Source organism: Thermomonas mangrovi, assembly GCF_028201335.1.
Taxonomy (GTDB): Bacteria; Pseudomonadota; Gammaproteobacteria; order Xanthomonadales; family Xanthomonadaceae; genus Thermomonas; species Thermomonas mangrovi.
Genome location: NZ_JAPEVV010000002.1, coordinates 487,884 through 511,754 on the forward strand (window position 1 = coordinate 487,884; position 23,871 = coordinate 511,754).

Sequence of the window (23,871 nt, forward strand, 5' to 3'; positions counted from 1 at the left end):
GCGGTTTCCCGGGGGCGGCCGGCCCACAGGGGATGCGATGCACTATCGCGCCTTCATCAGCTACAGCCATGCCGACGCGCGCTGGGCCGCGTGGCTGCACCGGCGGCTGGAGTCGTACCGCCTCCCCTCGCGCCTGCGGGGCGGCAGCGGTGCGCACGGCCCCCTGCCCGAGCGCATGGCCCCGGTGTTCCGCGACCGCGACGACCTACCCAGCGCCGGACACCTCGGCCCGCAGATCGAGTCCGCGCTCGCCGACTCCGAAGCCCTGGTGGTGCTCTGCTCGCCGGATGCCGCGCGCTCGCCCTACGTCGATGCCGAGATCCTCGCCTTCAAGCGGCTCGGCCGCGGCGACCGCATCTATGCCTTCATCGTGGGGGGCGAACCGAATGCCGGCGATGCGCGCGAATGCTTCCCGCATGCGCTGCGCCACGACCTCGACCCGGCGACCGGTACGCTCGACCTCGTCGCCAACCCCGTCGCGGCCGACGCGCGCAGCGGCAAGGACGGCCGTTCGCTGGCCCTACTCAAGCTGCTCGCCGGCCTGTTCGGGCTGCCGCTCGACACCCTCCGCCAGCGCGAGGCGCAGCGTCGCCACCGGCGCATGGCCGCGGTCACCGGACTGGCGGTGCTGGTCATGCTCGTCACCTCGGTGCTCGCGGTGCAGGCGGTGATCGCGCGCAAGGCGGCGGAACGCCGGCAGAAGCAGGCGGAAGCGCTGGTCGACTTCATGCTGGGCGACCTCAACGACAAATTGTCGGAAGTGGGTCGCCTCGACATCCTGTCCAAGGTCAACGACAAAGCGATGGACTACTTCGCCTCGCTGCCGCGGACCGACGTCACCGCCGAAGCGCTGGAACAGCGCGCCAAGGCGCTGGTCAAGATCGGCGTGGTCCGCAGCGAGCAGGGCGACTACGCCGGCGCGATGGAGAGCTACCGCGCCGCATCCGAACTCTCCGGCCCGATGGCGCGCGCGATGCCCCGCGACGTCGCGCGCCAGCTCGCGCACGCCGACGTGTTGTCCTACATCGCCCTGATGCACTGGTACCAGGGCGACCTGGCGAATGCGGGGCGCGGCTTCGACGAAGCCGCGCGCGTGCTGTCCGCGGCGCAACGGCAGGCCCCGGACGACCCGCAACTGCTCTACCAGGCGGTCACCAACGAGAACAACAACGGGCATGTGCTGGAGAGCCTGGGGCGCATCGACGACGCGACCGCGCACTACGACCGCATGCTCGTCCTCGCCCGCCGGCTCGCCGCGCGCGACCCGGCGAACAGCGAGTGGCAGAACATGCTTGGCCTCGCCCACAACAACCTCGCCAAGATGGCCCTGCAGCGTGGCGACCTGCGCGCGGCGATCGCCGGCTATCGCGAGGACCTGGCGGTCAAGGCACGGCTGGTGGCGCGCGACCCGCGCAACAACGCGCAACGCCGCTTCCTGCTGATCGCACGGGCCACGCTGGGACGTACCCTGGCGCTTGCCGGCCAGTTCGCCGATGCCGCCGCGTTGCAGGCGCAGGCGCTCGCCGAGGCGCGCAAGCTGCATGCGATGGAGCCTTCAAGCTCGGAGTACCGCGAAGACCTCGGGCTGTATGCCATCCAGTCCGCCCGCGTCGCCCGCCTGGCCGGCGATGCCACCACGGCCGCCCGCCTCGTCGACGAGGCCAGGGCCACGCTGGCGCCGCTGCTCGCCGCCGGCCAGGACCAGCCCGGCTGGCAACGCGACCATGCCGAGGCGCTGACCGAACAAGCCGTGCAGGCCGCCGCGCTGGGCGATGCAGCGATGGCCGCCGGCCTGCTGGACGACGCGCTCGCCATCCTCGATCCGCAGCTGGCCGCCAGCCCGCAGGATCGTGGCACCGTGCTGTCCACCCTCGATGCCCGCCTTCACCTCTCCGCCCTGGTCGATGGCGAACGCCGCATGGCGCTCGCACGCGAGGCGCTGGCGGCGATCGAGGCGCAGCGCGACAGTCGCGGCGACCCACGCCTGCTGGCCCTGCAGGTCCGCGCGCAGCTCCTGTTGCGCCGGCTGGGCGATGCCACGGCAAGCGCGACCGCCCTCGCCGCCAGCGGCTACCGCGACCCGGCGCTGGCCGCCGACCTCGCGCGCGCGGGCCTCCGCGTGCGCGCACCCACCGCCGACGCGGGACCGTCGGCGCCATCGCCTGGACGCGCCGGCGCAAGGAGCACGCCATGAGCAACAACGTCAATGTCTCGCTGGACACCACGGTCGATCCGCCCGCGCTCAAGGTCCACGACCATGGGCACATCAAGGTCGCGAAGAAATCCACGCCGCAGACGATCCGCTGGAACCTGACCGGCACGATCGCGGCGGGGTCGTTCGTCGCCATGGATGCCGATCCCCCCGGCTTCCGCTGGGTCGGCGACGCGCCCGCGGCCGGCATCTTCGGCACGCCGACCGTCGGTTCGAACGGCAACTCGCTGTCGGTCACCGACACCCATCCCGATGCCGGCAGCGACGGCACCTGGACCTACCAGTTGCACGTGCTGTACGACGGCAAGACCTACTCCACCACCGCCACCACCGACCCGGGCACCACCGTCAAGAACCCAGTCATCATCAACCGCTGAACCTCCGTGCATGCCACGGCCCATCCGCACCACCACAGGAGCGCACCATGAGCAACGCGAACAAGCCCCGCCAGGACGACCAGGACAAGGACGGCATCCCGGACAGCAGCCAGTCGCAGGCCCAGGGCGAGGGCATCGAGCAGCACGACGAGGATGAGATGCCCGGGCGCGAGACCCACGTCAGTTCCAACCCGGTGATCATCAACCGCTGATCCAAAGCCTTGCTGCCCCCGCGACCCGGGGGCGGCTCAGGTGCCGGCGCTGGGCTCTCCCGGCCGTGCCGCGGGCAACTTGCGCGCCTCGCGCAACACGCCGAGCGCGCCCAGCGTCATGCCGCAGGCGACCAGCAGGCCCACGCCGAACACCGCCTGCGACCCGAAGCCCGACAGCAGCTTGTGCACCCAGACGAAGGTGAGGTCGCCGCCGCGGTAGATCACGGTGTCGATCGCGGCACCGGCCTTGTAGCGCCACTCGCGGGCGACCCGCGTGTACACGGTCTCGCGCGCGGGCTTGGCCAGCGAGAACTCGCTGGCGCGTGTCACCACCTGCACCACCGCCACCAGCAAAGGCAGTGGCGAGGCCGCCAGCGCGGCATAGCCAGCGATGATCGCCACGCCCGGGATCAACAGCGCGGGGCCGATGCCGAAGCGCGAGAGCAAGGCGCGCGTCACCAGCAACTGCACGAACAGGGTGAGCCCGTTCACCGCCAGGTCGATGTTCGCGTAGAACGCGGTGGCGCGCTCCGGATCCGGGTAGAACTGGCGCACGATCGCCGCCTGCTCGTTGTACAGCAGGGTGCCGACACCCACCCCGAACACCGTCAGCACCGCCATCCAGCGCAGCAGCGGCTCGCGCGCCACCAGCCGCAGGCCCGCGAGCACGGTGCCGCCCATCGGCACCTCGCCGCTGGCGAGCTGGCGCGCGGCCTCGCGCTGCACCGCGTAGCGGCGCAGGCGCAGCAGGCAGCCGATGCACAGCAGCAGGAAGCCGGCCGACACCAGCATCAGGTTGGCGATGCCGATGCGCTCCACCAGCACCCGCGTGAGCATCGGCCCGGCGATCGCGCCCAGCGTCCCCGCCGCGCCGATGTAGCCGTAGTAACGGCGCGCCTCAACGTTGTCGTAGACGTCGGCCATGAAGCTCCAGAACACCGCCACCGCGAACAGGTTGAACACCGTGATCCACAGGAAGAACGCCATCCCGCGGCCCGGCATCCCGCTGTCGAAGGCGGCGTGGAACAGCAGCAGGGTGACGATGAAGAAGCCGTACACCACCGGCAGGAACACGCGCCGCGGATAGCGGCTGACCAGTGCGCCGTAGACCGGCTGCAGTGCGAGCATGATCAGGAAGGTGCAGGTGAACAGCACCTGCAGGGTGAGTTCCTTCAACGGCAACCCGCGCGCCGCGAAGAACTCCACCATCGCCGGCGGGAAGACCGCGGCGACGTCGGCGGACGCGCCCATCGCCTCGCGCACCGGACGCAGCACGTAGTAGCCGCACAGCAGGCTGAAGAAATACAGGAACGACCACAGCAGCGGCGGCGAGTCTGCCAGCGCGCTCCTGAAGCGGGCGATGCGTCCGGTGGCGGTGGGGGCGTCCGTCATCCTGTGGCCGGCTGGGCGCGACGATGCGCCACGGTAACCGCAGGCGCCGGATGGCGCCAGCCCGGTTGCAGAGCATTTGCTCTAGGCCGCGGGCATAGCGTCGGCGCCACCCTGGATGCCGGCCGCTTCGCTTGTACGACTACATCATCATCGGCGCCGGTTCGGCCGGCTGCGTGCTCGCCAACCGCCTGAGCGAAGACCCGAACGTCAAGGTGCTGCTGCTGGAAGCAGGCCCGCGCGACTGGCATCCCTTCATCCACATGCCCGCCGGCCTGGCCAAGCTGGTCAATCGCAAGGGCGTGAACTGGGACTACGACACCGCCCCGGAGCCGCAGCTCGACAACCGCGTCCTGTGGTGGCCGCGCGGCAAAGTGCTGGGCGGCTCCAGCTCGATCAACGCGATGTGCTACATCCGCGGCGTGCCCGCCGACTACGACGACTGGGCGCGCGTCGCGCAAGGCTGGGACTGGGCCAGCGTGCTGCCCTACTTCAAGCGCGCCGAAGGCAACACCCGCGGCGGCGATGCCCTGCACGGCGGCGACGGCCCGCTGGGCGTGTCCGACCTGCGCCACAGCAACCCGCTCTCGCATGTCTTCATCGAAGCCGCGAACCAGGCCGGGATCGCGTCGAACCGCGACTTCAACGGCCCGGCGCAGGCCGGCGTGGGCCTGTACCAGGTCACCCAGCGCGATGGCGCGCGCTGCTCCAGCGCGGCGGCCTACCTCGCGCCGGTGCGCAGCCGGCCCAACCTGACCGTGCATACCGGCGCGCTGGTCAGCCGCATCACCTTCGATGGGCGACGCGCCAACGGCGTGACCTACGCGATGCGCGGGCAGGCTTTCCACCAGCCCGCCGCGCGCGAGGTGATCGTGAGCGGCGGCGCGATCAATTCGCCGCAGGTGCTGATGCTGTCCGGCATCGGCCCGGCCGATGCGCTGCGCAAGCTCGGCATCGACGTGGTGCACGACGTGTCCGGCGTCGGCGCGAACCTGCAGGACCACCTCGACATCTGCACCCTCCAGCACTCGACCCAGCGCATCACCTACGACCGCATCAACGAGCCGAAGATGGCCTTCGACTACTTCCTGCGCGGCCACCGCGGCGCGGGCAGCAGCAACATCGCCGAGGCCGGCGGCTTCTGGCGTTCGCCGCTGGCGCCGGACGCGCGCTGCGACGTGCAGTTCCACTTCGTGCCGGCGATGCTCGACGACCATGGCCGCCACCGCCTCCCGGGCGACGGCTACACCCTGCACGCCTGCTTCCTGCGCCCGCGCAGCCGGGGCCGGCTGACGCTGGCGAGCAACCGCGCCAGCGACAAGCCGCGGATCGAGGCGAACTACCTGTCGGATGCCGAGGGCTTCGACCTGCGGATGATGGTCGAGTGCGCCAAGGTCTCGCGCGAGATCTTCGCCCAGCCGGCGTTCGATCCCTATCGCGGGGCGCCGATCTTCCCCGAACGCAGCGACCTGTCCGATGCCGAGCTGGTCGCCTTCATCCGCCGCAAGGCCGAGTCGGTGTACCACCCGGTCGGTACCTGCCGGATGGGCGACGACGACGCGGCGGTGGTGGATGCGTCGCTGCGCGTGCGCGGCGTCGAAGGCCTGCGCGTGGTCGATGCCTCGGTGATGCCCAGCCTGCCGGGCGGCAACACCAACGCGCCGACCATCATGATCGCCGAGCGCGCGGCCGACCTGATCAAGGCGGGCTGAGCCCGCGCCACGAGACATAAATGCGAGCCCGATCAACTATCTAGGCCCGCAACCTCCCCCTGTTCATGCAAAGCTCTTCACCGGCGCTAGAATCGGTGGGTCGCCGTACAACCACAGGGGATCGCCGATGATGGATCGCACCGGTCGACGCGCCTGGCGCCTCGGACTCGTGGCCACCCTGCTCTCGGTCGCGGTCGGTTCCGCGGCGCAGAGCGCGATGACCTGGAACGGCACCGCCGCCAGTGCGCCGATGGCCGCGACGGCCTCCGACGCTCCCGCCCTCGCCGCACGGCCGCTGGTCCCGGCGGTCAACATCGCCGAGGTCGAGGCGATGGCCCAGCAACTGGTCGCCAATGGCCGCATCCCAGGCCTGGCGGTGGCCATCGTGCAGGACGGCCGCGTCCTCAGCGCGCGTGGCTATGGCGTCACCGACGCCCACGCCGGCAGCCCGGTCGATGCGCACACGGTGTTCCGGCTGGCCTCGCTGAGCAAGTCGTTCGCCGGCACCGTCACCGGCATCCTGGTCAACGATGGCGTGCTGCGTTGGGACAGCCACCTCGTCGACTACGTCCCCGACTTCAAGCTGTCGCGCCCCGGCGCGGCCGAGCAGGTCACCGTCGCCGACCTGCTGAGCCACCGCGTCGGCCTGACCCGCAACGCCTACGACCGCGACCTCGAGGCCAACGCCGATGTCCGCAGCCTGACCCTGCGCATGGCGAATGCGCCGATGACCTGCGCGCCGGGCGAGTGCTACGCCTACCAGAACGTCGCCTTCAGCCTGATCGGCGACATCGTGTTCGCCGCCACCGGCCAGTTCTACAGCGAGACCGTGGCCCGCCGCATCTTCAAGCCGCTGGGCATGCACGACGCCAGCTACGGCCTGGAAGGCCTCGAGGCCAGCGCGCGCTGGGCGCGCCCGCACGTGCGCGGGCGCGGCGGCTGGGTGCCGGTATCGCCCAAGCCGAACTACTACCGGGTCGCGCCGGCGGCCGGCGTCAACGCCAGCATCAGCGACATGGCGCAGTGGCTGATCGCGCAGTCCGGGCACCGCCCCGACGTGCTGCCCGCGCCGCTGCTCGCCACCCTGCATACCCCGCTGGTGCAGACGCCGAGCGAATTGCGCGGTTCCGGCTGGCGCCGCGCGCGCCTGGGCTCGGCGGGTTATGCCCTGGGCTGGCGCGTCTTCGACTACGCCGGCCACCAGGTCGTGTTCCATGGCGGCGCGGTGCAGGGCTATCGCACCGCGATGGCGATGCTCCCCGACCGCGACCTCGGCATCGCCATCCTGTGGAACAGCGAAAGCGCCCTGCCTTCCGGCCTGTTGCCGACGATCCTCGACCGCGCGCTCGGGATCTCCGGCGGCCAGTGGCTGGACGAGGACGTGCTGCCGGACGAGTCCACGCAGACGCTGTATGCCGGCAAGCCGGTGAATGGCGCGGGCGCCGACGCCTCGGCCGCGCAGGCCTCGCCGTTCTGACCCGTGCCCGCCCGGCGCCGCCGGGCCACCGCCCAAAAAGAAACCCCTCCCGCCTGGGCAACGGGAAGGGCCTTCAGGTGTAACGCGTTGCCTGGTCGAGCCAGGCTTCTTACATCATCGGCGCGGGCATCGCCGGCATCGCAACCGGCTTGGCCTTCTTCGCGGCCTTCTTCTTGGCAGCCGGCTTCTTCGCCGCCGGCTTCTTGGCAGCAGCCTTCTTGGCGGCCGGCTTCTTCGCAGCAGCCTTCTTGGCGGCCGGCTTCTTCGCAGCAGCCTTCTTCACCGCCTTCTTGGCGGCCGGCTTCTTCGCAGCAGTCTTCTTCACCGCCTTCTTGGCGGCCGGCTTCTTCGCAGCGGCCTTCTTGGCGGCCGGCTTCTTCGCGGCGGCCTTCTTCACCGCCTTCTTCGCAACCTTCTTCGCCGCCGGCTTCTTGGCAGCGGCTTTCTTCACTGCCTTCTTGGCAGCGGGCTTCTTCGCAGCTTTCTTAACGGCCATGGGATGGCTCCTCGTCAATGGGTACAGCTCGGTTAACGCCCAGTTTCGAAACACACCGCGGGAGTCGGACCCGCGATCGACCGCCGGCGCGCCAGGCGCACCGGACCGGATGAGGCGACGGCACGCGATGCGAATCCGCTGCCGCCTTGGGACGTCCCGCGCCCATTAAAAAACCCGCGGCGGTGTTCGCTGCAGGTTTCGATCATGGACGTCTCCGTATCCGTGGAGGCGCTTTTCGCAGGGGAAGCGAAGCCGTCGCACACCTGGCCGATGCTGCTGGCGGAGGTGCGTGCGTCGTTGCTGGCTCTCGCGTCGTGTCTGCTCACTCGCTTCCGCAGGGAACGTCTGCTGGGCGAAACCTAATCACGGTTTTTTCGAGTGTCAACAACTTCGCGCGAAGTTTTTCGCGGCACGGCGGCGGCGATGCGCGCGCATGCGCGCGCAGGCCGCGGATGGAGATCGTCCGGCGGCTGCATCATGGATTGCATCATCCATCATCCATCGCCATGAAAGCGAGCATTGGAGCGGCTTTCGCACGTCGTGGCGAAAGTTTGTCCATGCCTGTCGAACGCCATCGAGCGTGCGCGCGTGGCGCCCCGGCAGGACCAGCGATGACCTGCGCCGCAACGCGCGCGCCGACGGCGATTTCGCGCCGCACAAGCACACTTGCGCGAAAAATGCGCGAACTCCGGCACCGTCCACCACGCCGCGCGGGCGCGATCCAGGCGCCGGAAACGAAAGACCCGCGACGTCACCGCCGCGGGTCCCGGATGCAAGGCGTCGCCGGATTCAGTGCTCGTCTTCTTCCAGCGCCTCTGCGTAATCATCCGGTCCCAGCAGCTCGTTGAGCTGTTCGGCATCGTCCATCTGCAGGACGAACAGCCAACCGTCGCCGTACGCGTCCTCGTTGATCGTCTCCGGCTTGTCGGCGAGCGAGGCGTTCACCTCGACCACCTTGCCGCTGACCGGCGCGTACACGTCGGACGCGGCCTTCACCGACTCGACCACGGCGCAGGCGTTGCCGGCTTCCACGGTGTCGCCGACGTTCGGCAGCTCCACGTAGACCAGGTCGCCGAGCAGGCCCTGGGCGTGGTCGGAGATGCCCACCGTGGCCTTGCCGTCGCCTTCGACGCGCACCCATTCGTGGGACTTGAGGAACTTGAGGTCGCCGGGGATCTCGCTCATGGGTGGCTCCAGGGAACGTTGCGGTGGTGGGGGTGCGGGAAGTCTAGCGAAGCGCGCGCGGAATGTTCAGATGCCGGGCTGCACGGTGTTGTCGCGGACGAACGGGAAGCGGACCACCCGCACCGGCACCTCGCGGCCGCGGATGTCGACCCGGACGTCGCCCGGCGCGCCGGCCGGGATGCGGGCGAAGGCGATCGCCTTGCCGATGCTCGGCGAGAACGTGCCGGACAGGATCTCGCCCTCGCCATTGGCGGTGACCACCTTCTGCCCGTGGCGGAGCACGCCCTTCTCGTCCATCACCAGGCCGACCATCTGCCGCGCGGTGCCGGCGGCCTGCTGCGCCTCCAGCGCGGCGCGGCCGATGAAGTCGCGACCCTCGTCCAGCACCACGGTCCAGGCCAGGGCCGCCTCGAACGGCGACACCGCCTCGTCCATGTCCTGGCCGTACAGGTTCATGCCGGCCTCCAGGCGGAGGGTGTCGCGCGCGCCCAGGCCGGCCGGCTTCACCCCCGCCGCCAGCAGCGCGTTCCAGAACGCGACGGTCTGCGCCTCCGGCACGATCACCTCGAAGCCGTCCTCGCCGGTGTAGCCGGTGCGCGCGACGAACACCTCGACGCCCCCGGTGGTGCGCGCCTCGCGGGCGGCGAAACGCGCCAGCTTCGACACCGGCGCGCGGTCCTCCTCGCGCAGCAGGCCGATGACGCGCTCGCGGGCGTTCGGCCCCTGCACCGCGACCATGCCGAATTCGGGGCGCTCCTTCACCTCCACGGCGAACGCGGCCGCCTGCGTGGTGATCCAGGCCACGTCCTTCTCGCGGGTGGCGGCATTCACCACCAGCCGGAACCAGTCCTCGGACATGAAATAGACGATGAGGTCGTCGATCACCCCGCCCTGCGGGTTGAGCATCGTGGTGTACAGCGCCTTGCCCGGCTTCTGCAGCTTGTCCACCGAGTTGGCGACCAGGTGGCGCAGGAACTCGCGGGTGCGCGCGCCGGTCAGGTCGACCACGGTCATGTGGCTGACGTCGAACATGCCGGCGTCGCGGCGCACCTGGTGGTGCTCGTCGATCTGCGAGCCGTAGTGGATCGGCATGTCCCAGCCGCCGAAGTCCACCATCTTGGCGCCGAGCGCGCGATGGGTGTCGTTGAGGACGGTCTTCTGGCTCATGCGCGGTTCCGGCGTCGGGGAAACCGCGATTATCCCAGACCGGCGCGGCCATGCGCGCCGGTACGCCAGCTCAGGCCGGCTCCACCTGCAGGGTCATCGCGTCGCCGCCGACGATGCGCACGTGGGTGCCGGCCGGCAGCTCCGGCCCGGTGACCTCCCAGTAGGCATCGGCGATCTGCACCCGCCCGCGACCATCGACGATGGCGCGCTCCAGCGGCAGCACGCGCCCCACCAGCGCCGCGCTGCGCCGGTTCAACGCGGGCTGGTCGCTCGCCCGCCCGCGGCCGCGGAACCAGGTGCGGTAGACCTGCACCGACACGAAGCCGAGCACCACGAAGGCCGCCGCCTGCGCCAGCATCGGGATGCCGGGCACCAGCAGCACGCCCAGGAACACCGCCGCGGCGGCCAGGCCCAGCCACAGCATGAACGCGCCGGGGGCCAGCGCCTCCGCGGCGAACAGGAGCAGCGCCAGGGCCGCCCATGCGAACACGTCCCAGCGCATGGTTCAGCCTCCCGCGCCCTTGCCGCCGATCGCCGGCGGCGCCTTGCCGCCGTTGCGGTCGAGCGCGTCCTTCGCCAGCTCGGCGATGCCGGCCAGCGAGCCGATCACGCCGGCCGACTCCATCGGCATCATCACGAATTTCTGGTTCGGCGCCTCGGCCAGCGCCTTGAACGCCTCGATGTACTTCTGCGCCACGAAGTAGTTGATCGCCTGCACGTTGCCGCCGGCGATCGCGTCCGAGACCATCCGCGTCGCGTTCGCCTCGGCCTCGGCCAGGCGCTCGCGCGCCTCGGCCTGGCGGAACGCGGCTTCCTTCTGGCCTTCCGCCGAGAGGATCGCCGACTGCTTCTCGCCCTCGGCGCGCAGGATCTCGGCCTGGCGCAGGCCCTCGGCTTCGAGGATGTTGGCGCGCTTCTCGCGCTCCGCCTTCATCTGCCGGGCCATCGAATCGACCAGGTCGCGCGGCGGCTGGATGTCCTTCAGCTCGATGCGGTTGACCTTGACGCCCCAGGGATGGGTGGCCTGGTCGACCGCGTGCAGCACCTTGGTGTTGATCTCGTCGCGCTTGGACAGCGACTCGTCGAGGTCCATTGACCCGATCGCGGTGCGGATGTTGGTCATCACCAGGTTGAGGATGGCGATCTCCAGCTGCGCGACCTCGTAGGCCGCCTTGGCCGCGTCCAGCACCTGGAAGTAGACGACGCCGTCCACCTTCACCACCGCGTTGTCCTTGGTGATGACGTCCTGGCTGGGCACGTCCATCACCTGTTCCATCATGTTGATCTTGCGCCCGATGCCCTGGTAGACCGGCATCAGGAAGTGCAGGCCGGGCGAGAGCGTGTGGGTGTACTTGCCGAACGCCTCCACCGTCCATTCGTAGCCCTGCGGGACCATCCGCACCGCCTTGGCCAGCAGCACCACGCCGGCGAACAGCAGGATCAGGGTGAGCAACGTCATGAAGGTCATCGCACTTTCCTCCCTTGGATGCGGTCGAGTATAGGCAGGCGCCGCCGCGGGCACTATCGCGCCGGCGCTGCGACCCTTTCGCCCGCGGGTGCATCCTCTCCTTCCAGATGGCCGCTTCCAGCTTCGCGATCGAGGTGCCCGCCTCCCTGCTCGCCCGTGCGCGGGTCGGGGACCGGGCGGCGTTCGAGCAGCTCTACCGCTGGTTCGAGCGGCCGGTGTTCACCCTGGCGCTGCGCATCTGCGGCGACCGCGCGGAGGCCGACGAAGTGCTGCAGGACACGATGCTCAAGGTGCTGTGCCAGGTGGATGGCTACCGCGGCGACCGCGGCACCCCGTTCTGGGGCTGGCTGCGCCAGGTCGCGGTCAACGAAGCGCTGATGCGGCTGCGGCGCGACCGCAGGCACGCGATCGAATTGGCCGACGACGCCCTCGACGCGCACGCCGAGGACCATGCCCTGCCGCCGCCCGCGGCCGCCGACGCCGCGCTGCTCCAGCGCGCGCTGGCGCAACTGCCGGCGACCACCCGCAGCGTGCTCTGGCTGTACCACGCCGAGGGCTACACCCACGAGGAGATCGCGGCAGCGATGCAGCGCACGCCCAGTTTCTCGAAATCCCAGCTCGCGCGCGGCACCCGCCGCCTGCGCCAGCTGCTGCAGGTCGACGTCGCGCCGCCGGCGCGGGAGGTGGCGCATGCCTGATACCGGCCGCTTCGAGCCGCGCATGCCCGGTCCACCCGATGCACCCGCCGACTGGCACGACGCCTTCGCCGCGCTGCCTACGGAAACGCCGACGCCCGACGGCTGGCAGCGGCTGCGGGCGCGCCTGCCCGCCGCAGCGCCCGCACGTCCCGCACGCTGGCCCTGGGGCGTGGCGATGGCGGCCTCGCTGTTGCTGGCGGCATTGCTACCGTGGCGCCTGCCTGCGCCGAGTGCGGGAGATCCCGGCATCGCCACTGGCGCCATCGCGGTCTCCGAGGCCACGCCGACACCGGCGCAGGCCCTCGATCGCGCCCCGGAACCCGCACGGATGCAACCGGTTGCGCAGTCCACCCGTCCCGAAGCCCGCGCGCCTACCCTGGTGGCGAGCGGCACGCGCATGCGCCCCTCCAGTGCATCGGGACCCCGCACCACGCCGTCGCACCCTGCATCGCAGGTCGCGACGACGCAGGATGCCGCGACTGCCGATGCCCTCGACGGCCTGTATGCCCGCTCCGCCCAGCTTGAAAGCCTGCTCGCGCTGGCCCGCGACGAGCGCGTCGCCAGCGGCGCGGCGGCGGCCTTGACCGAAACCCTGGAGGCACGCGTCGCCACGGTCGATGCCGCGCTCTCGCAGCCCGACCTGAGCACCGCCCAGCGCACTTCCCTGTGGGACACCCGTGTCGAGGCCCTGCAGCAACTGGTCGGCATCGAGGCGACGCAACGCCTGTACGCCGCGCGCGGCCAGTCCTACGACGCCGCCCTGGTCACCATCGATTGATCCCGCACCCTTCCATCGCCAAGAGGCCTGCATGAAGACCGCCATGACCCGTTCGCTCCTCGCCGCCGCGCTGGGCCTCGCCCTCGCCGCCGGCGCTTCCGCGCAGACCGCGCCCACGCCGGCCCAACAGAAGGAACTGGATGCCGCGCGCGCGGCGCTCGACCAGGCCGCGCAGCGGTATGCGGAACTCGCGCGCAAGTACGACGCCCCCGGCGCCCCGGTGCGGATCGAAAAGCGGATGCTGCGCAAGCCGGTGGTCGGCGTGCTGCTCGCGCCGGACGACAAGCCGGGCGTGCGCATCGCTGGGGTGACGCCGGACAGCGCGGCGGCGGCGGCGGGCCTCAAGACCGGCGACCGCATCACCCGCATCGACGGGCGCCGCATCGATGCCGTGGATGGCGAGGCCCGGCTCGCGCAGGCACGGGAATGGCTGGGCGCGCTCGACGGCAGCCGCGCGGTGGCGCTGGGTTACGAGCGCGATGGCGCCGCGCGCGAGGTGTCGCTGACGCCCAAGGTCGCCGACCGGCTGATGATCGTGCCCGGCATGCCCGGCGCCGGCTTCGACGGCAACGTGCAGGTCTTCCGCAGCGGTGATGGCGACATCGAGGTGCTGGCCGACCGCATCCAGGGCGGCCCGCCGCCGCACTGGGAGGCCGCCATCGCGCCCGACGTGCGCCACGAGATCATCCGGCTGGATGGCGGCTGCAAGGGCGACGACTGCAAGTTGCCCGCGCTGGCCGAAGCGTTCCGCTGGAACGGGCTGAACCTCGCCGCCGTCGATGGCGGGCTCGGCCGCTACTTCGGCACCGACAAGGGCGCGCTGGTGCTCAGCACCGGCAAGGACCTGCAGGGCCTGCAGGCCGGCGACGTGGTCCGCACGATCGACGGCAAGCCGGTGGCCGGCCCGCGCGACGTGATGGAGGCCTTGCGCGCGCGCAAGGCCGGCGAACGGGTGGCGGTCGAGTTCCTGCGCGACAAGGCGACGCGACGCGCGGACATTGCGGTACCCGAGGCGCTGCCGTTCAAGCTGCCCGCGCCGGGGATGGCCGAGCATCGCAAGATGGTCTTCGTCGGTGGCGATGGCCAGGTGCAGGTGCTCGATGGCGCTGGCAGCGCCCCTCGGGCCAGCATGCCGAAGATCGTCGCCCGCGATGGTGCGCAGACCATCGTCATCGTCGACAAGGACGGCAAGACGCGCACCTGGGAAGGCAAGCCGGGCGACACGCCGCCGGCCTGGGTGCAGGCGCTGCCGCAGGACGGCAGGCGCGTGGAGAAGCGCGTGCAGGTGATCGTGGACGACAAGGGCCACAAGACCATCGTCGAGGACGAGGAGGCCTTGCCGCCGCCCCCGCCGCCGGCACCGCCGGCGCCTCCGAAGGGCGGCTGAGGCTCAGGCCCCGGCGAACGTCGCCTCGACGCGCGCCCATGCGGCATCGTCGAGGCGGCGCAGCACGTCCAGCGCCGCCAGGTTCTCCAGCAATTGCGGCACCGAGGTCGCCCCGAGCAACACGCTGGACACATGCGGATTGCGCAGGCACCACGCGATGGCCAACGCCGCCGGCGTCGCCTGCAACTCGGCGGCGAGCGCGGTGAACCGGCGCAAGGCCTCGACGCGCGCGCCGCGCAAGCCGCGCTGCAACCAGGTGTAGCCCTCCCGCGCCAGCCGCGACCCGTCCGGGATGCCGTCGTTGTACTTGCCGGTGAGCAGGCCCGAGGCCAGCGGCGAGAAGGTGGTGGTGCCCATCCCGAACGCGGCGTACAGCGGCGCGTATTCCGCTTCCACCCGCTGCCGGTCCAGGAGGTTGTACTGCGGCTGCTCCAGGCTGGGCGCCTGCAGGTGGTGCGCGCGTGCCACGGCATGCGCCTCGCGGATCTGCTCCGCGCTCCACTCCGAGGTGCCCCAGTACAGCACCTTGCCCTGGCGGACCAGCGCGTCCATCGCCCACACCGTCTCCTCGATCGGGGTCTCGGGATCCGGGCGGTGGCACAGGTACAGGTCGAGGTAATCGACCCGCAGACGCTTCAGCGCGGCGTGGCAGGCATCGTGCACATGCTTGCGCGACAGCCCCTGCTGGGTGGGGCGCGGATCGTCGACCGCGCCGAACATCACCTTGCTCGACACGCACCAGCCATCGCGCGGCAGGCGCAGGTCAGCGAGGACGTCGCCCATCACGCGTTCCGCCTCGCCCTGCGCGTACGACTCGGCGTTGTCGAAGAAATTGATGCCGTGGTCCCAGGCCGCCGCCACCAGCTCGCGGGCGACGCCGCGCCCGACCTGCTGGCCGAAGGTGGCCCAGGCGCCGAGCGAGAGGCTGGAAAGGCGAAGGCCGGCGCGGCCAAGGCGGCGATAGTCCATGAAGGGTCCGGGTGCGGGCAGGCGGCCATTCTAGGCGCGGCCGGGCGGCGCTCGTTTACAATGCGCCTCCCCTCCTCCGGGGAGTAGTCCGTCGCGGCGCGAGTCGCGACCCGCGCGTCAACACACTTGGTCGGCAGGCCATGGCGCGCGATGCAGGCCCCGCGGCCGGCAGGACAAGACCGAAGGCAGGCGCCGCGCACCCGGCCGGGCGACGTGGCGACTGCGTTCGCGTCCATCCCACTCGCCCGGCCCGGAGTTCCGCATGTTCGACGCCCTGCTCGTTTCCACCGGCACCGTGGCCCTCGCCGAGATCGGCGACAAAACCCAGTTGCTGGCCCTGCTGCTGGCCGCGCGCTTCCGCCGCCCGTGGCCGATCGTCGCCGGCATCCTCGTCGCCACCCTGCTCAACCACGCGCTCGCCGGGTGGATCGGCGCGCTCGCCGCGCAGTGGCTGACGCCGGACCTGCTGCGCTGGATCGTCGCCGGCTCGTTCATCGCGATCGCGTTGTGGACGCTGAAGCCCGACACCATGGACGAGGACACCCGCCTGCCCGCGCGCGGCGCCTTCATCGCCACCACCATCGCGTTCTTCATCGCCGAGATCGGCGACAAGACGCAGGTCGCGACGGTCCTGCTGGCGGCGAAGTACCACCCGCTGTGGCAAGTGGTCGCGGGCACCACGGTCGGCATGCTGCTGGCCAACGTCCCGGTGGTCCTGCTCGGCAGCAAGTTCGCCGCACGCCTGCCGCTCAAGGCCGCGCGCATCGCCGCCGCCTGCGTGTTCCTCGTCCTCGGCCTGTGGGCCGCGTTCGCCGGACTGCCGCACTGACGACACCGGGGCGCTGGCGTATCCTCCCGGCGTCCATCGGGGAAAGACCGCGTGTTCGACCTGCCTTCCGGCCTCCACGACGTCCGGCAGCGCCTGCTGGCGCGTCCCGATGCGTTGATGCTGGAACTCGGCACCGGCGGCGAGCTGCTCGTCGCGCAACTCAGGGCCTGGCTGTCGCTGTCGATGCTGGCGTTGCCTCTGGCCAACGTGCTGACCGGCGGCAAGCTCGGGGAGACCCTGGTCGGCCTGCTCGGCGTGGTCCTCGCGATCGTGATGTCGCAGGTGTGGCTGGCGTTGGCACGCTCGCGCGGTCGTTATCGCTGGCTGACCTGGGCGACGTCGACCTACGACATCAGCCTGACCACCCTGGTGTTGGCGCTGCTGGCGATCGAATCTCCGGCCACCGGCTTGAACAGCATGGTCGTGTGGGTGTTCTACCTGGTGGCGATCTGCCTGACCACCTTGCGCAACGATGGCCGCCTCACCCTCTTCACCGGCCTGCTCGCGCTGGCCCAATACGCCGGACTGGCGCTGGTGGTCGCGCTCGCCAGCCCACCGGATCGCCTGGTCTCGGTCGACTACGGCACGGTGACCGCCGCGAACCAGCTGCAACGGCTGATGCTCATCATGCTGATGACGGCGGTGGCGGCGGCGGTGGTCTACCGCATGCAGCGGCTGGTCGACATGTCCGGCACCGATGGCTTGACCGGGTTGCCGAACCGCACCTGGCTCGTCCATCGCTTCCCGGCGATGCTCGGCGACATCCGCGCCAGCGGAACGTCCCTGTCCGCCTGCCTGATCGACCTCGACTACTTCAAGCGGATCAACGACGAGGTCGGCCACCTCGCCGGCGACCGCGCGCTCCGCCACGTGGTCGACGTCCTCCGCGAGCACGTCCAGGACGACGAATGCCTGGCACGGCTCGGCGGGGAGGAGTTCGCGTTCCTGATGCGCCAGCCCATCGGTCGCGCCTGGGAACGGCTGGAGGCGATGCGTCGCGCGGTGGCGTCGCGCCCATTCCTGCCGGAGCCCGGCCATGATCCGATGCGGCTGACCTTCAGCGCGGGGATCGCCAGCTGGCCGCAGGATGGAGCGGACCTCTCGGCGCTGCTGCGGTGCGCCGACGCGCGCCTGCACCAGGCCAAGCGCGAGGGTCGCAATCGGGTGATGGCCCGCGACGCCTAGCGGCCCCGGCTTGCCGCCCCGCCCGGCGGTGACTACCCTGCGTGATCGCACGCGGGGCCGCAGGGCCAGGGGAAGACCAGGATGGATGGTGTGTCGCGGATCGGGTTCGGCCTGTTCGGGCTGGCGGTGCTGGTCGGGATCGCGTGGCTGTTCTCCAACAACCGCAAGGCCGTCGACTGGCGCCTCGTGGCCACCGGCATCGTGCTGCAGGTCGGCTTCGCCGCCCTCGTCCTGTTGGTGCCCGGCGGCCGCAACGTCTTCGATTGGCTGAGCAAGGCCTTCGTGCGGGTGCTGGGCTTCGTCGGGGAAGGCTCGAACTTCATCTTCGGCAGCCTGATGGACATCCCGAAGAACGGCTTCATCTTCGCCTTCCAGGTGCTGCCCACGATCATCTTCTTCTCCGCGCTGATGGGCGTGCTGTACCACCTCGGGGTGATGCAGGCGATCGTGCGCGCGATGGCTTGGGCGATCACCAAGGTGATGCGGGTGTCCGGGGCGGAGACCACCAGCGTCTGCGCCAGCGTGTTCATCGGCCAGACCGAGGCGCCGCTGACCGTGCGCCCCTACATCCCGCGGATGACCGAGTCCGAGCTGATCACGATGATGATCGGCGGCATGGCCCACATCGCCGGCGGCGTGCTCGCGGCCTACGTGGGCATGCTTGGCGGCGCCGACCCGGCGCAGCAGGCGTTCTACGCCAAGCACCTGCTGGCGGCCTCGATCATGGCCGCGCCGGCGACGCTGGTGGTGGCCAAGATCCTGATCCCCGAGACCGGCACCCCGCTGACCCGCGGCACGGTGAAGATGGAGGTCGAGAAGACCACCAGCAACGTGATCGACGCGGCCGCGGCCGGCGCCGGCGACGGCCTGCGGCTGGCGTTGAACATCGGCGCGATGCTGCTCGCCTTCATCGCCCTGATCGCGCTGGTCAACGCGCCGCTGACCTGGCTCGGCGACGTGACCGGCATCGCGCAGGCGATCGGCAAGCCGACCAACCTGTCCACCATCCTGGGTTACCTGCTGGCGCCCATCGCATGGGTGATCGGCACGCCGTGGGGCGATGCCACCACCGTCGGTTCGCTGATCGGGCAGAAGGTCGTGATCAACGAATTCGTGGCCTACACCGAGCTGTCGCAGATCGTGAACGGCCAGGTGCCCGGCGCGATGCTGAGCAAGGAAGGCGCGCTGATCGCGACCTACGCGCTGTGCGGCTTCGCCAACTTCAGCTCGATCGCGATCCAGATCGGCGGGATCGGCGGGCTGGCACCCGAGCGTCGCCACGACCTCGCCCGCTTCGGCCTGCGGGCGGTGCTCGGCGGTTCGATCGCCACCTTCATGACCGCGACCATCGCCGGCGTGCTGAGCCATTTCGGTTGAGGCCATGAGCGAGGTCGTCGTCGTCGGTTCGTTCAACGTCGATCACGTGTGGCGGGTCGCCAGCCTGCCGCAGGCGGGCGCGACCCTCGGCGGCGACTACGCCAGCGGGCCCGGGGGCAAGGGCTTCAACCAGGCGATGGCGGCGCGGCGCGCGGGCGCCGACACCCGCTTCGTGTGCGCGCTGGGCGATGATGCCGGCGCACAGCTCGCCCGCACCTTGTGCGCGGCCGACGGGATCGCCCTGGCGGCGCAGCCGAGCGAATTGCCGACCGGTACCGCCGGGATCTACGTGGACGCGGCCGGCCGCAACTGCATCGTGGTCGGTGCCGGCGCGAATGCCGCGCTGGACGCCGGCTTCGCCGCCGCGCGTGTCGCCGACGGCGGACATCCGGCGGTGGTGCTGGCGCAACTGGAGTCGCCGGTGGAGGCCATCGCGATGGCCATGCAGGCCGGGCGCGACGCCGGCGCGACGGTGATCCTCAATCCCGCGCCCGCCAATGCCGCGGTGCCCGGCGCCACCCTGGAGCTGGCGCACATCCTCACCCCGAATGAAACCGAATTCGCCGCCTTGCTGGGGCGCCACGTGGGCGAACGCATCGAGCCCGAGGCCCTGTCGCAGCTCGACCAGCAGCGGCTGCACGCGCACTGCCGCGCGCTCGGCCACGACAGCACGGTGATCGTGACCCTCGGCGGCAGCGGCTGCTTCGTGTCGCATCCCGAGGGCCAACTGCGCGGCGACACCGTCGCCTGCTACCGGGTCCCGATCGAGCCGACCCAGGTGGTGGACACCACCGGTGCCGGCGACGCCTTCAACGGCGCCCTGGCCGCCTCGCTGGCGCTGCTGCCCGCGCGCGCCTTCGCCGAACACGTGCGGTTCGCGGTGCGCTACGCCAGCCGCTCGACCGAACTGGCCGGCGCCGCCCTGTCGATGCCGCGGATGGCCGCAGGCTGAGTTCCCGGGCCCGAGGACTGCGGCTCCCCTACAATCCGCGGATGCAGATCGGCCCGCACCGCATCGACCCGAAGGTGATCCTCGCGCCCATGGCGGGCGTGACCGACAAGCCGTTCCGGCTGCTGTGCAAGCGCCTCGGCGCCGGGTTGGCGGTCTCCGAGATGACCACGTCCGACCCGCGCTTCTGGCATACCGCGAAGTCGCTGCACCGCATGGACCATGTCGGCGAGCCCGACCCGGTCAGCGTGCAGATCGCCGGCACCGTGCCCGGGGTCATGGCCGACGCCGCGCGCTTCAACGTCGACCATGGCGCGCAACTCATCGACATCAACATGGGCTGCCCGGCGAAGAAGGTCTGCAATGCCTGGGCCGGCAGCGCGCTGATGCGCGAGCCCGACCTGGTGGCGCGGATCGTCGAGGCCGTGGTCCGGGCGGTCGACGTGCCGGTGACCCTGAAGATCCGCACCGGCTGGGATGCCGCGCACCGCAATGCGCCGGAGATCGCCCGCATCGCCGAGGACGCCGGCATCGCGGCGCTGGCGGTGCACGGCCGCACCCGCGACCAGCAATACGCCGGCACCGCCGAGTACGACACCATCGCCACGATCAAGGCGATGCTGCGGATCCCGGTGGTGGCCAACGGCGACATCGATTCCCCGGCCAAGGCCAAGCAGGTGCTCGAGGCGACCGGCTGCGATGCGGTGATGGTCGGCCGCGCCGCCCAAGGGCGGCCCTGGCTGCTGGGCCAGATCGCGCACTACCTCGCGACCGGCACGCCGTTGCCGGAGCCCGGCCCGGCCGAAGTCCGCGAGATCCTGCTCGGCCACCTGCAGGCCTTGCACGCGTTCTACGGCGAATCGGCGGGGGTGCGCATCGCACGCAAGCACCTGGGCTGGTACGCCAGGGACCGTCCGGAAAACGCGGCGTTCCGCGCCGTCGTGAACCGCGCGCAATCGGCGGACGAGCAGCTGCGGCTGACCCGCGACTACTTCGACGCGCTCGCCGCGGGCGTGGCACCGGGCTTGCCGGCCGCCGCCTGAGCCCCCCAGAAGCCAGGGCCGGGCCTCCCGGAACGCCATCGGGCAACCCCGGCTTAACGGGCCCGCCGGCAGGATGCATCGTCGGCCGCGTCCCTGTATCATGCGCGGCCATCTTTTCATCCGCATACAAGGATGAATCACTCCATGAGGAACCCGCCGATGTCCAGCTACCTGTTCACCTCCGAATCGGTCTCCGAGGGCCACCCGGACAAGATCGCCGACCAGATCTCCGATGCGGTGCTGGACGCGATCCTGGCCCAGGACAAGCGCGCGCGCGTGGCCTGCGAGACCCTGGTGAAGACGGGCGCGGCCATCGTGGCAGGCGAAGTCACCACCAGCGCGTGGGTCGACATCGAGGCGCTGGCGCGCAAGGTCATCAACGACATCGGCTACGACAATTCCGAGGTCGGCTTCGACGGGCACACCTGCGCGATCATCAACATGCTCGGCAAGCAGTCGCCGGACATCAACCAGGGCGTGGACCGCAAGAAGCCCGAGGAACAGGGCGCCGGCGACCAGGGCCTGATGTTCGGCTACGCCTGCAACGAGGCCCCGGAATTCATGCCCGCGCCGCTGTACTACAGCCACCGCCTGGTCGAGCAGCAGGCCAAGGTGCGCAAGAAGGGCAAGCTGAAGTGGCTGCGCCCGGACGCGAAGTCGCAGGTCACCCTGCGCTACGACGGCAACACCGTGCTCGGCCTGGATGCCGTGGTGCTGTCGACCCAGCACGACCCGGACATCAAGCAGAAGGACCTGGTCGAGGCGGTGCGCGCCGAGATCCTGGTGCCGGTGCTGCCGAAGAAGTGGCTGGACGCGCTGCCGAAGAACAAGGTGCACATCAACCCGACCGGCAAGTTCGTGATCGGCGGGCCGGTGGGCGACTGCGGCCTGACCGGCCGCAAGATCATCGTCGACAGCTACGGCGGCATGGCCCGCCACGGCGGCGGCGCGTTCTCCGGCAAGGATCCGTCCAAGGTCGACCGCTCGGCCGCCTACGCCGCGCGCTACGTCGCCAAGAACATCGTGGCCGCCGGCCTGGCCGACAAGTGCGAAGTGCAGGTGAGCTACGCCATCGGCGTCGCCGAGCCGACCTCGATCTCGGTCACCACCTTCGGCACCGGCAAGGTCGGCGACGACGTGATCGAGAAGCTGATCCGCGCCCACTTCGACCTGCGCCCGTACGGCATCACCAGGATGCTGGACCTGGAGCACCCGATCTACCAGGCCACCGCGAGCTACGGCCACTTCGGCCGCAAGCCCAAGGAAATCAGCTACGTCGACGGCGCCGGCAAGAAGCAGGCCGCGACCGCCTTCTCCTGGGAGAAGACCGACAAGGCCGAGCAACTGCGCAAGGCCGCGAAGCTCAAGTAAGCTGCACCCCGGCGCGCGGCCATCCGCGCGCCGGTTCGCCGAGGGGCGCTGCGATCGTGCACGGCACGACCAGGCTCGGCATGTCGACAACGGCGCCCGTGATGAAGTCCACCTCACTCACGGAGCACCGCATGAACGCACAACTCAAGACCCCGCCGGCGGCCGGCGACTACAAGATCGCCGACATCGCCCTGGCCGACTGGGGCCGCAAGGAAATCGACATCGCCGAGCACGAGATGCCGGGCCTGATGTCGATCCGCCGCAAGTACGCGCCGCAGGCCCCGCTGGAGGGCGTGCGCGTGACCGGCAGCCTGCACATGACCATCCAGACCGCGGTGCTGATCGAAACGCTGAAGGACATCGGCGCCGACGTGCGCTGGGCCTCGTGCAACATCTTCAGCACCCAGGACCACGCCGCCGCCGCGATCGCCGCGACCGGCACCCCGGTGTTCGCGTGGAAGGGCGAAACCCTGGAGGAATACTGGGACTGCACGCTGGACGCGCTGACCTTCACCCTGGCCGACGGCACCCTGACCGGCCCGCAGCTGGTGGTCGACGACGGCGGCGACGTCACCCTGCTCATCCACAAGGGCTACGAGCTGGAACAGGGCGACGACAGCTGGGTCAATTCGGCCTCCGGCAGCCATGAGGAGCAGGTCATCAAGAACCTGCTCAAGCGCGTGCACGCCGAGCGCCCGGGCTACTGGACCCGCGTGGTCGCCGACTGGAAGGGCGTCTCCGAGGAGACCACCACCGGCGTGCACCGCCTGTACCAGCTGGCCGAGCGCGGCAAGCTGCTGGTGCCGGCGATCAACGTCAACGACTCGGTCACCAAGTCGAAGTTCGACAACCTGTACGGCTGCCGCGAGTCGCTGGCCGACGGCCTGAAGCGCGCGATGGACGTGATGCTCGCCGGCAAGGTCGCGGTGGTCTGCGGCTACGGCGACGTCGGCAAGGGCAGCGCGCACTCGCTGCGCGCGTACGGCTGCCGCGTGGTGGTCACCGAGATCGACCCGATCTGCGCGCTGCAGGCGGCGATGGAGGGCTTCGAGGTCACCACGCTCGAGGACACCTTGGGCCGCGGCGACATCTACGTCACCACCACCGGCAACAAGGACATCATCACCCTGGCGCACATGCAGGCGATGAAGGACCAGGCCATCGTCTGCAACATCGGCCACTTCGACAACGAGATCCAGGTCGATGCACTGGCCGCCTCCGGCGCGGTGCGCACCAACATCAAGCCGCAGGTGGACAAGTACACCTTCGCCGGCGGCAACAGCATCTTCCTGCTGGCCGAGGGCCGCCTGGTGAACCTGGGCTGCGCGACCGGCCACCCCAGCTTCGTCATGAGCAACAGCTTCTCCAACCAGACGCTGGCGCAGATCGACCTCTGGCACAACAAGGACTTCTACGACCCGAAGGTCTACATCCTGCCGAAGAAGCTGGACGAGGAAGTGGCGCGCCTGCACCTGGAGAAGATCGGGGTGAAGCTGACCAGGCTGACCACCGCGCAGGCCGACTACCTCGGCGTGCCGGTCGACGGCCCGTTCAAGCCCGAGCACTACCGCTACTGACCGCGCCGCGGGC

At 70.5% G+C, this 23,871-nt stretch carries 23 protein-coding genes and 1 riboswitch; of the genes, 16 read left to right on the top strand and 7 right to left on the bottom strand.

Going from position 1 to position 23,871, the window contains the following annotated elements:
- Positions 1-37 precede the first annotated feature (37 nt).
- From ON759_RS06050 to ON759_RS06060, 3 genes are read left to right on the top strand one after another with little or no spacing between them, the layout of a single operon-like run.
- On the top strand, positions 38-2,194 hold the full coding sequence (locus tag ON759_RS06050) for a toll/interleukin-1 receptor domain-containing protein (protein WP_271679455.1): 2,157 nt from the start codon (positions 38-40) through the stop codon (positions 2,192-2,194).
- Positions 2,191-2,589: a hypothetical protein gene (locus ON759_RS06055; RefSeq protein WP_271679456.1), complete on the top strand. Its 399-nt coding sequence runs from the start codon at positions 2,191-2,193 to the stop codon at positions 2,587-2,589. The genes ON759_RS06050 and ON759_RS06055 overlap by 4 nt, the downstream gene beginning before the upstream one ends.
- Before the next feature lie 47 nt (positions 2,590-2,636).
- Positions 2,637-2,801, top strand: coding sequence for a hypothetical protein (locus ON759_RS06060; protein ID WP_271679457.1), 165 nt, complete (start codon positions 2,637-2,639; stop codon positions 2,799-2,801).
- A 36-nt stretch (positions 2,802-2,837) separates the two neighbouring features.
- On the opposite strand, the gene ON759_RS06065 is transcribed toward ON759_RS06060, so the two are convergent.
- On the bottom strand, positions 2,838-4,193 hold the full coding sequence (locus ON759_RS06065) for an NTP/NDP exchange transporter (RefSeq protein WP_271679458.1): 1,356 nt from the start codon (positions 4,191-4,193) through the stop codon (positions 2,838-2,840).
- A 131-nt stretch (positions 4,194-4,324) separates the two neighbouring features.
- Here ON759_RS06065 and ON759_RS06070 point away from each other — a divergent pair, with 131 nt between their 5' ends.
- Together ON759_RS06070 and ON759_RS06075 are read left to right on the top strand one after the other, a co-directional pair.
- Positions 4,325-5,902 (top strand): GMC family oxidoreductase, encoded by a 1,578-nt coding sequence (locus ON759_RS06070; RefSeq protein WP_271679459.1) that lies wholly within the window; start codon positions 4,325-4,327, stop codon positions 5,900-5,902.
- A gap of 127 nt (positions 5,903-6,029) precedes the next feature.
- The gene (locus ON759_RS06075; protein ID WP_271679460.1) at positions 6,030-7,379 is read left to right on the top strand and encodes a serine hydrolase domain-containing protein; all 1,350 of its coding nucleotides are present in this window, start codon (positions 6,030-6,032) and stop codon (positions 7,377-7,379) included.
- Positions 7,380-7,488: 109 nt separating this feature from the next.
- Here the strand turns inward: ON759_RS06075 and ON759_RS06080 are convergent, their stop codons facing one another.
- A complete protein-coding gene (locus tag ON759_RS06080; protein ID WP_271679461.1) occupies positions 7,489-7,875 on the bottom strand; it encodes a histone H1-like repetitive region-containing protein in 387 nt (128 codons plus the stop codon).
- A gap of 204 nt (positions 7,876-8,079) precedes the next feature.
- Between ON759_RS06080 and ON759_RS06085 the strand changes: the two genes are divergently transcribed.
- The gene (locus tag ON759_RS06085) at positions 8,080-8,238 is read left to right on the top strand and encodes a hypothetical protein (RefSeq protein WP_271679462.1); all 159 of its coding nucleotides are present in this window, start codon (positions 8,080-8,082) and stop codon (positions 8,236-8,238) included.
- A gap of 426 nt (positions 8,239-8,664) precedes the next feature.
- Here ON759_RS06085 and gcvH read toward each other — a convergent pair whose 3' ends face one another.
- The 4 genes from gcvH to ON759_RS06105 form a co-directional block, all read right to left on the bottom strand.
- Positions 8,665-9,060 (bottom strand): glycine cleavage system protein GcvH, encoded by a 396-nt coding sequence (gene gcvH, locus ON759_RS06090; RefSeq protein ID WP_271679463.1) that lies wholly within the window; start codon positions 9,058-9,060, stop codon positions 8,665-8,667.
- Between the two features lie 66 nt (positions 9,061-9,126).
- Positions 9,127-10,227, bottom strand: a complete 1,101-nt coding sequence (gcvT, locus tag ON759_RS06095; RefSeq protein WP_271679464.1) for a glycine cleavage system aminomethyltransferase GcvT — start codon at positions 10,225-10,227, stop codon at positions 9,127-9,129.
- Between the two features lie 70 nt (positions 10,228-10,297).
- Positions 10,298-10,729 (bottom strand): NfeD family protein, encoded by a 432-nt coding sequence (locus ON759_RS06100; protein WP_271679465.1) that lies wholly within the window; start codon positions 10,727-10,729, stop codon positions 10,298-10,300.
- A 3-nt stretch (positions 10,730-10,732) separates the two neighbouring features.
- Complete coding sequence (locus tag ON759_RS06105; protein ID WP_271679466.1) at positions 10,733-11,695, bottom strand: SPFH domain-containing protein; 963 nt, start codon at positions 11,693-11,695, stop codon at positions 10,733-10,735.
- A gap of 107 nt (positions 11,696-11,802) precedes the next feature.
- On the opposite strand from ON759_RS06105, the gene ON759_RS06110 reads away from it, so the two are divergent.
- The 3 genes from ON759_RS06110 to ON759_RS06120 are packed head-to-tail and all read left to right on the top strand — an operon-like array spanning position 11,803 to position 14,558.
- Positions 11,803-12,393 (top strand): RNA polymerase sigma factor, encoded by a 591-nt coding sequence (locus tag ON759_RS06110; RefSeq protein WP_271679467.1) that lies wholly within the window; start codon positions 11,803-11,805, stop codon positions 12,391-12,393.
- Positions 12,386-13,171 carry a hypothetical protein gene (locus tag ON759_RS06115; protein WP_271679468.1) on the top strand — a complete coding sequence of 262 codons (786 nt, stop codon included), beginning with the start codon at positions 12,386-12,388 and terminating at the stop codon, positions 13,169-13,171. Before ON759_RS06110 ends, ON759_RS06115 begins: the two co-directional genes overlap by 8 nt.
- A gap of 43 nt (positions 13,172-13,214) precedes the next feature.
- The gene (locus tag ON759_RS06120; RefSeq protein ID WP_271679469.1) at positions 13,215-14,558 is read left to right on the top strand and encodes a PDZ domain-containing protein; all 1,344 of its coding nucleotides are present in this window, start codon (positions 13,215-13,217) and stop codon (positions 14,556-14,558) included.
- A gap of 3 nt (positions 14,559-14,561) precedes the next feature.
- On the opposite strand, the gene ON759_RS06125 is transcribed toward ON759_RS06120, so the two are convergent.
- Positions 14,562-15,527, bottom strand: coding sequence for an aldo/keto reductase (locus ON759_RS06125; protein WP_271679470.1), 966 nt, complete (start codon positions 15,525-15,527; stop codon positions 14,562-14,564).
- Between the two features lie 262 nt (positions 15,528-15,789).
- On the opposite strand from ON759_RS06125, the gene ON759_RS06130 reads away from it, so the two are divergent.
- The 7 genes from ON759_RS06130 (at position 15,790) to ahcY (ending at position 23,858) form a co-directional block, all read left to right on the top strand.
- On the top strand, positions 15,790-16,356 hold the full coding sequence (locus tag ON759_RS06130; protein WP_271679471.1) for a TMEM165/GDT1 family protein: 567 nt from the start codon (positions 15,790-15,792) through the stop codon (positions 16,354-16,356).
- Positions 16,357-16,407: 51 nt separating this feature from the next.
- Positions 16,408-17,541, top strand: coding sequence for a diguanylate cyclase (locus ON759_RS06135; RefSeq protein ID WP_271679472.1), 1,134 nt, complete (start codon positions 16,408-16,410; stop codon positions 17,539-17,541).
- 81 nt (positions 17,542-17,622) lie between these two features.
- Complete coding sequence (locus tag ON759_RS06140) at positions 17,623-18,918, top strand: NupC/NupG family nucleoside CNT transporter (RefSeq protein ID WP_271679473.1); 1,296 nt, start codon at positions 17,623-17,625, stop codon at positions 18,916-18,918.
- A gap of 4 nt (positions 18,919-18,922) precedes the next feature.
- Positions 18,923-19,870: a ribokinase gene (locus ON759_RS06145; protein WP_271679474.1), complete on the top strand. Its 948-nt coding sequence runs from the start codon at positions 18,923-18,925 to the stop codon at positions 19,868-19,870.
- 41 nt (positions 19,871-19,911) lie between these two features.
- Entirely contained in the window at positions 19,912-20,910 is a 999-nt protein-coding gene (dusB, locus tag ON759_RS06150; RefSeq protein WP_271679475.1) for a tRNA dihydrouridine synthase DusB, read from the top strand.
- A gap of 159 nt (positions 20,911-21,069) precedes the next feature.
- Complete coding sequence (gene metK / locus ON759_RS06155; protein ID WP_271679576.1) at positions 21,070-22,281, top strand: methionine adenosyltransferase; 1,212 nt, start codon at positions 21,070-21,072, stop codon at positions 22,279-22,281.
- Positions 22,282-22,315: 34 nt separating this feature from the next.
- Positions 22,316-22,386, top strand: a riboswitch (S-adenosyl-L-homocysteine riboswitch).
- Between the two features lie 26 nt (positions 22,387-22,412).
- Positions 22,413-23,858: an adenosylhomocysteinase gene (gene ahcY / locus ON759_RS06160; protein ID WP_271679476.1), complete on the top strand. Its 1,446-nt coding sequence runs from the start codon at positions 22,413-22,415 to the stop codon at positions 23,856-23,858.
- Positions 23,859-23,871: the final 13 nt, after the last annotated feature.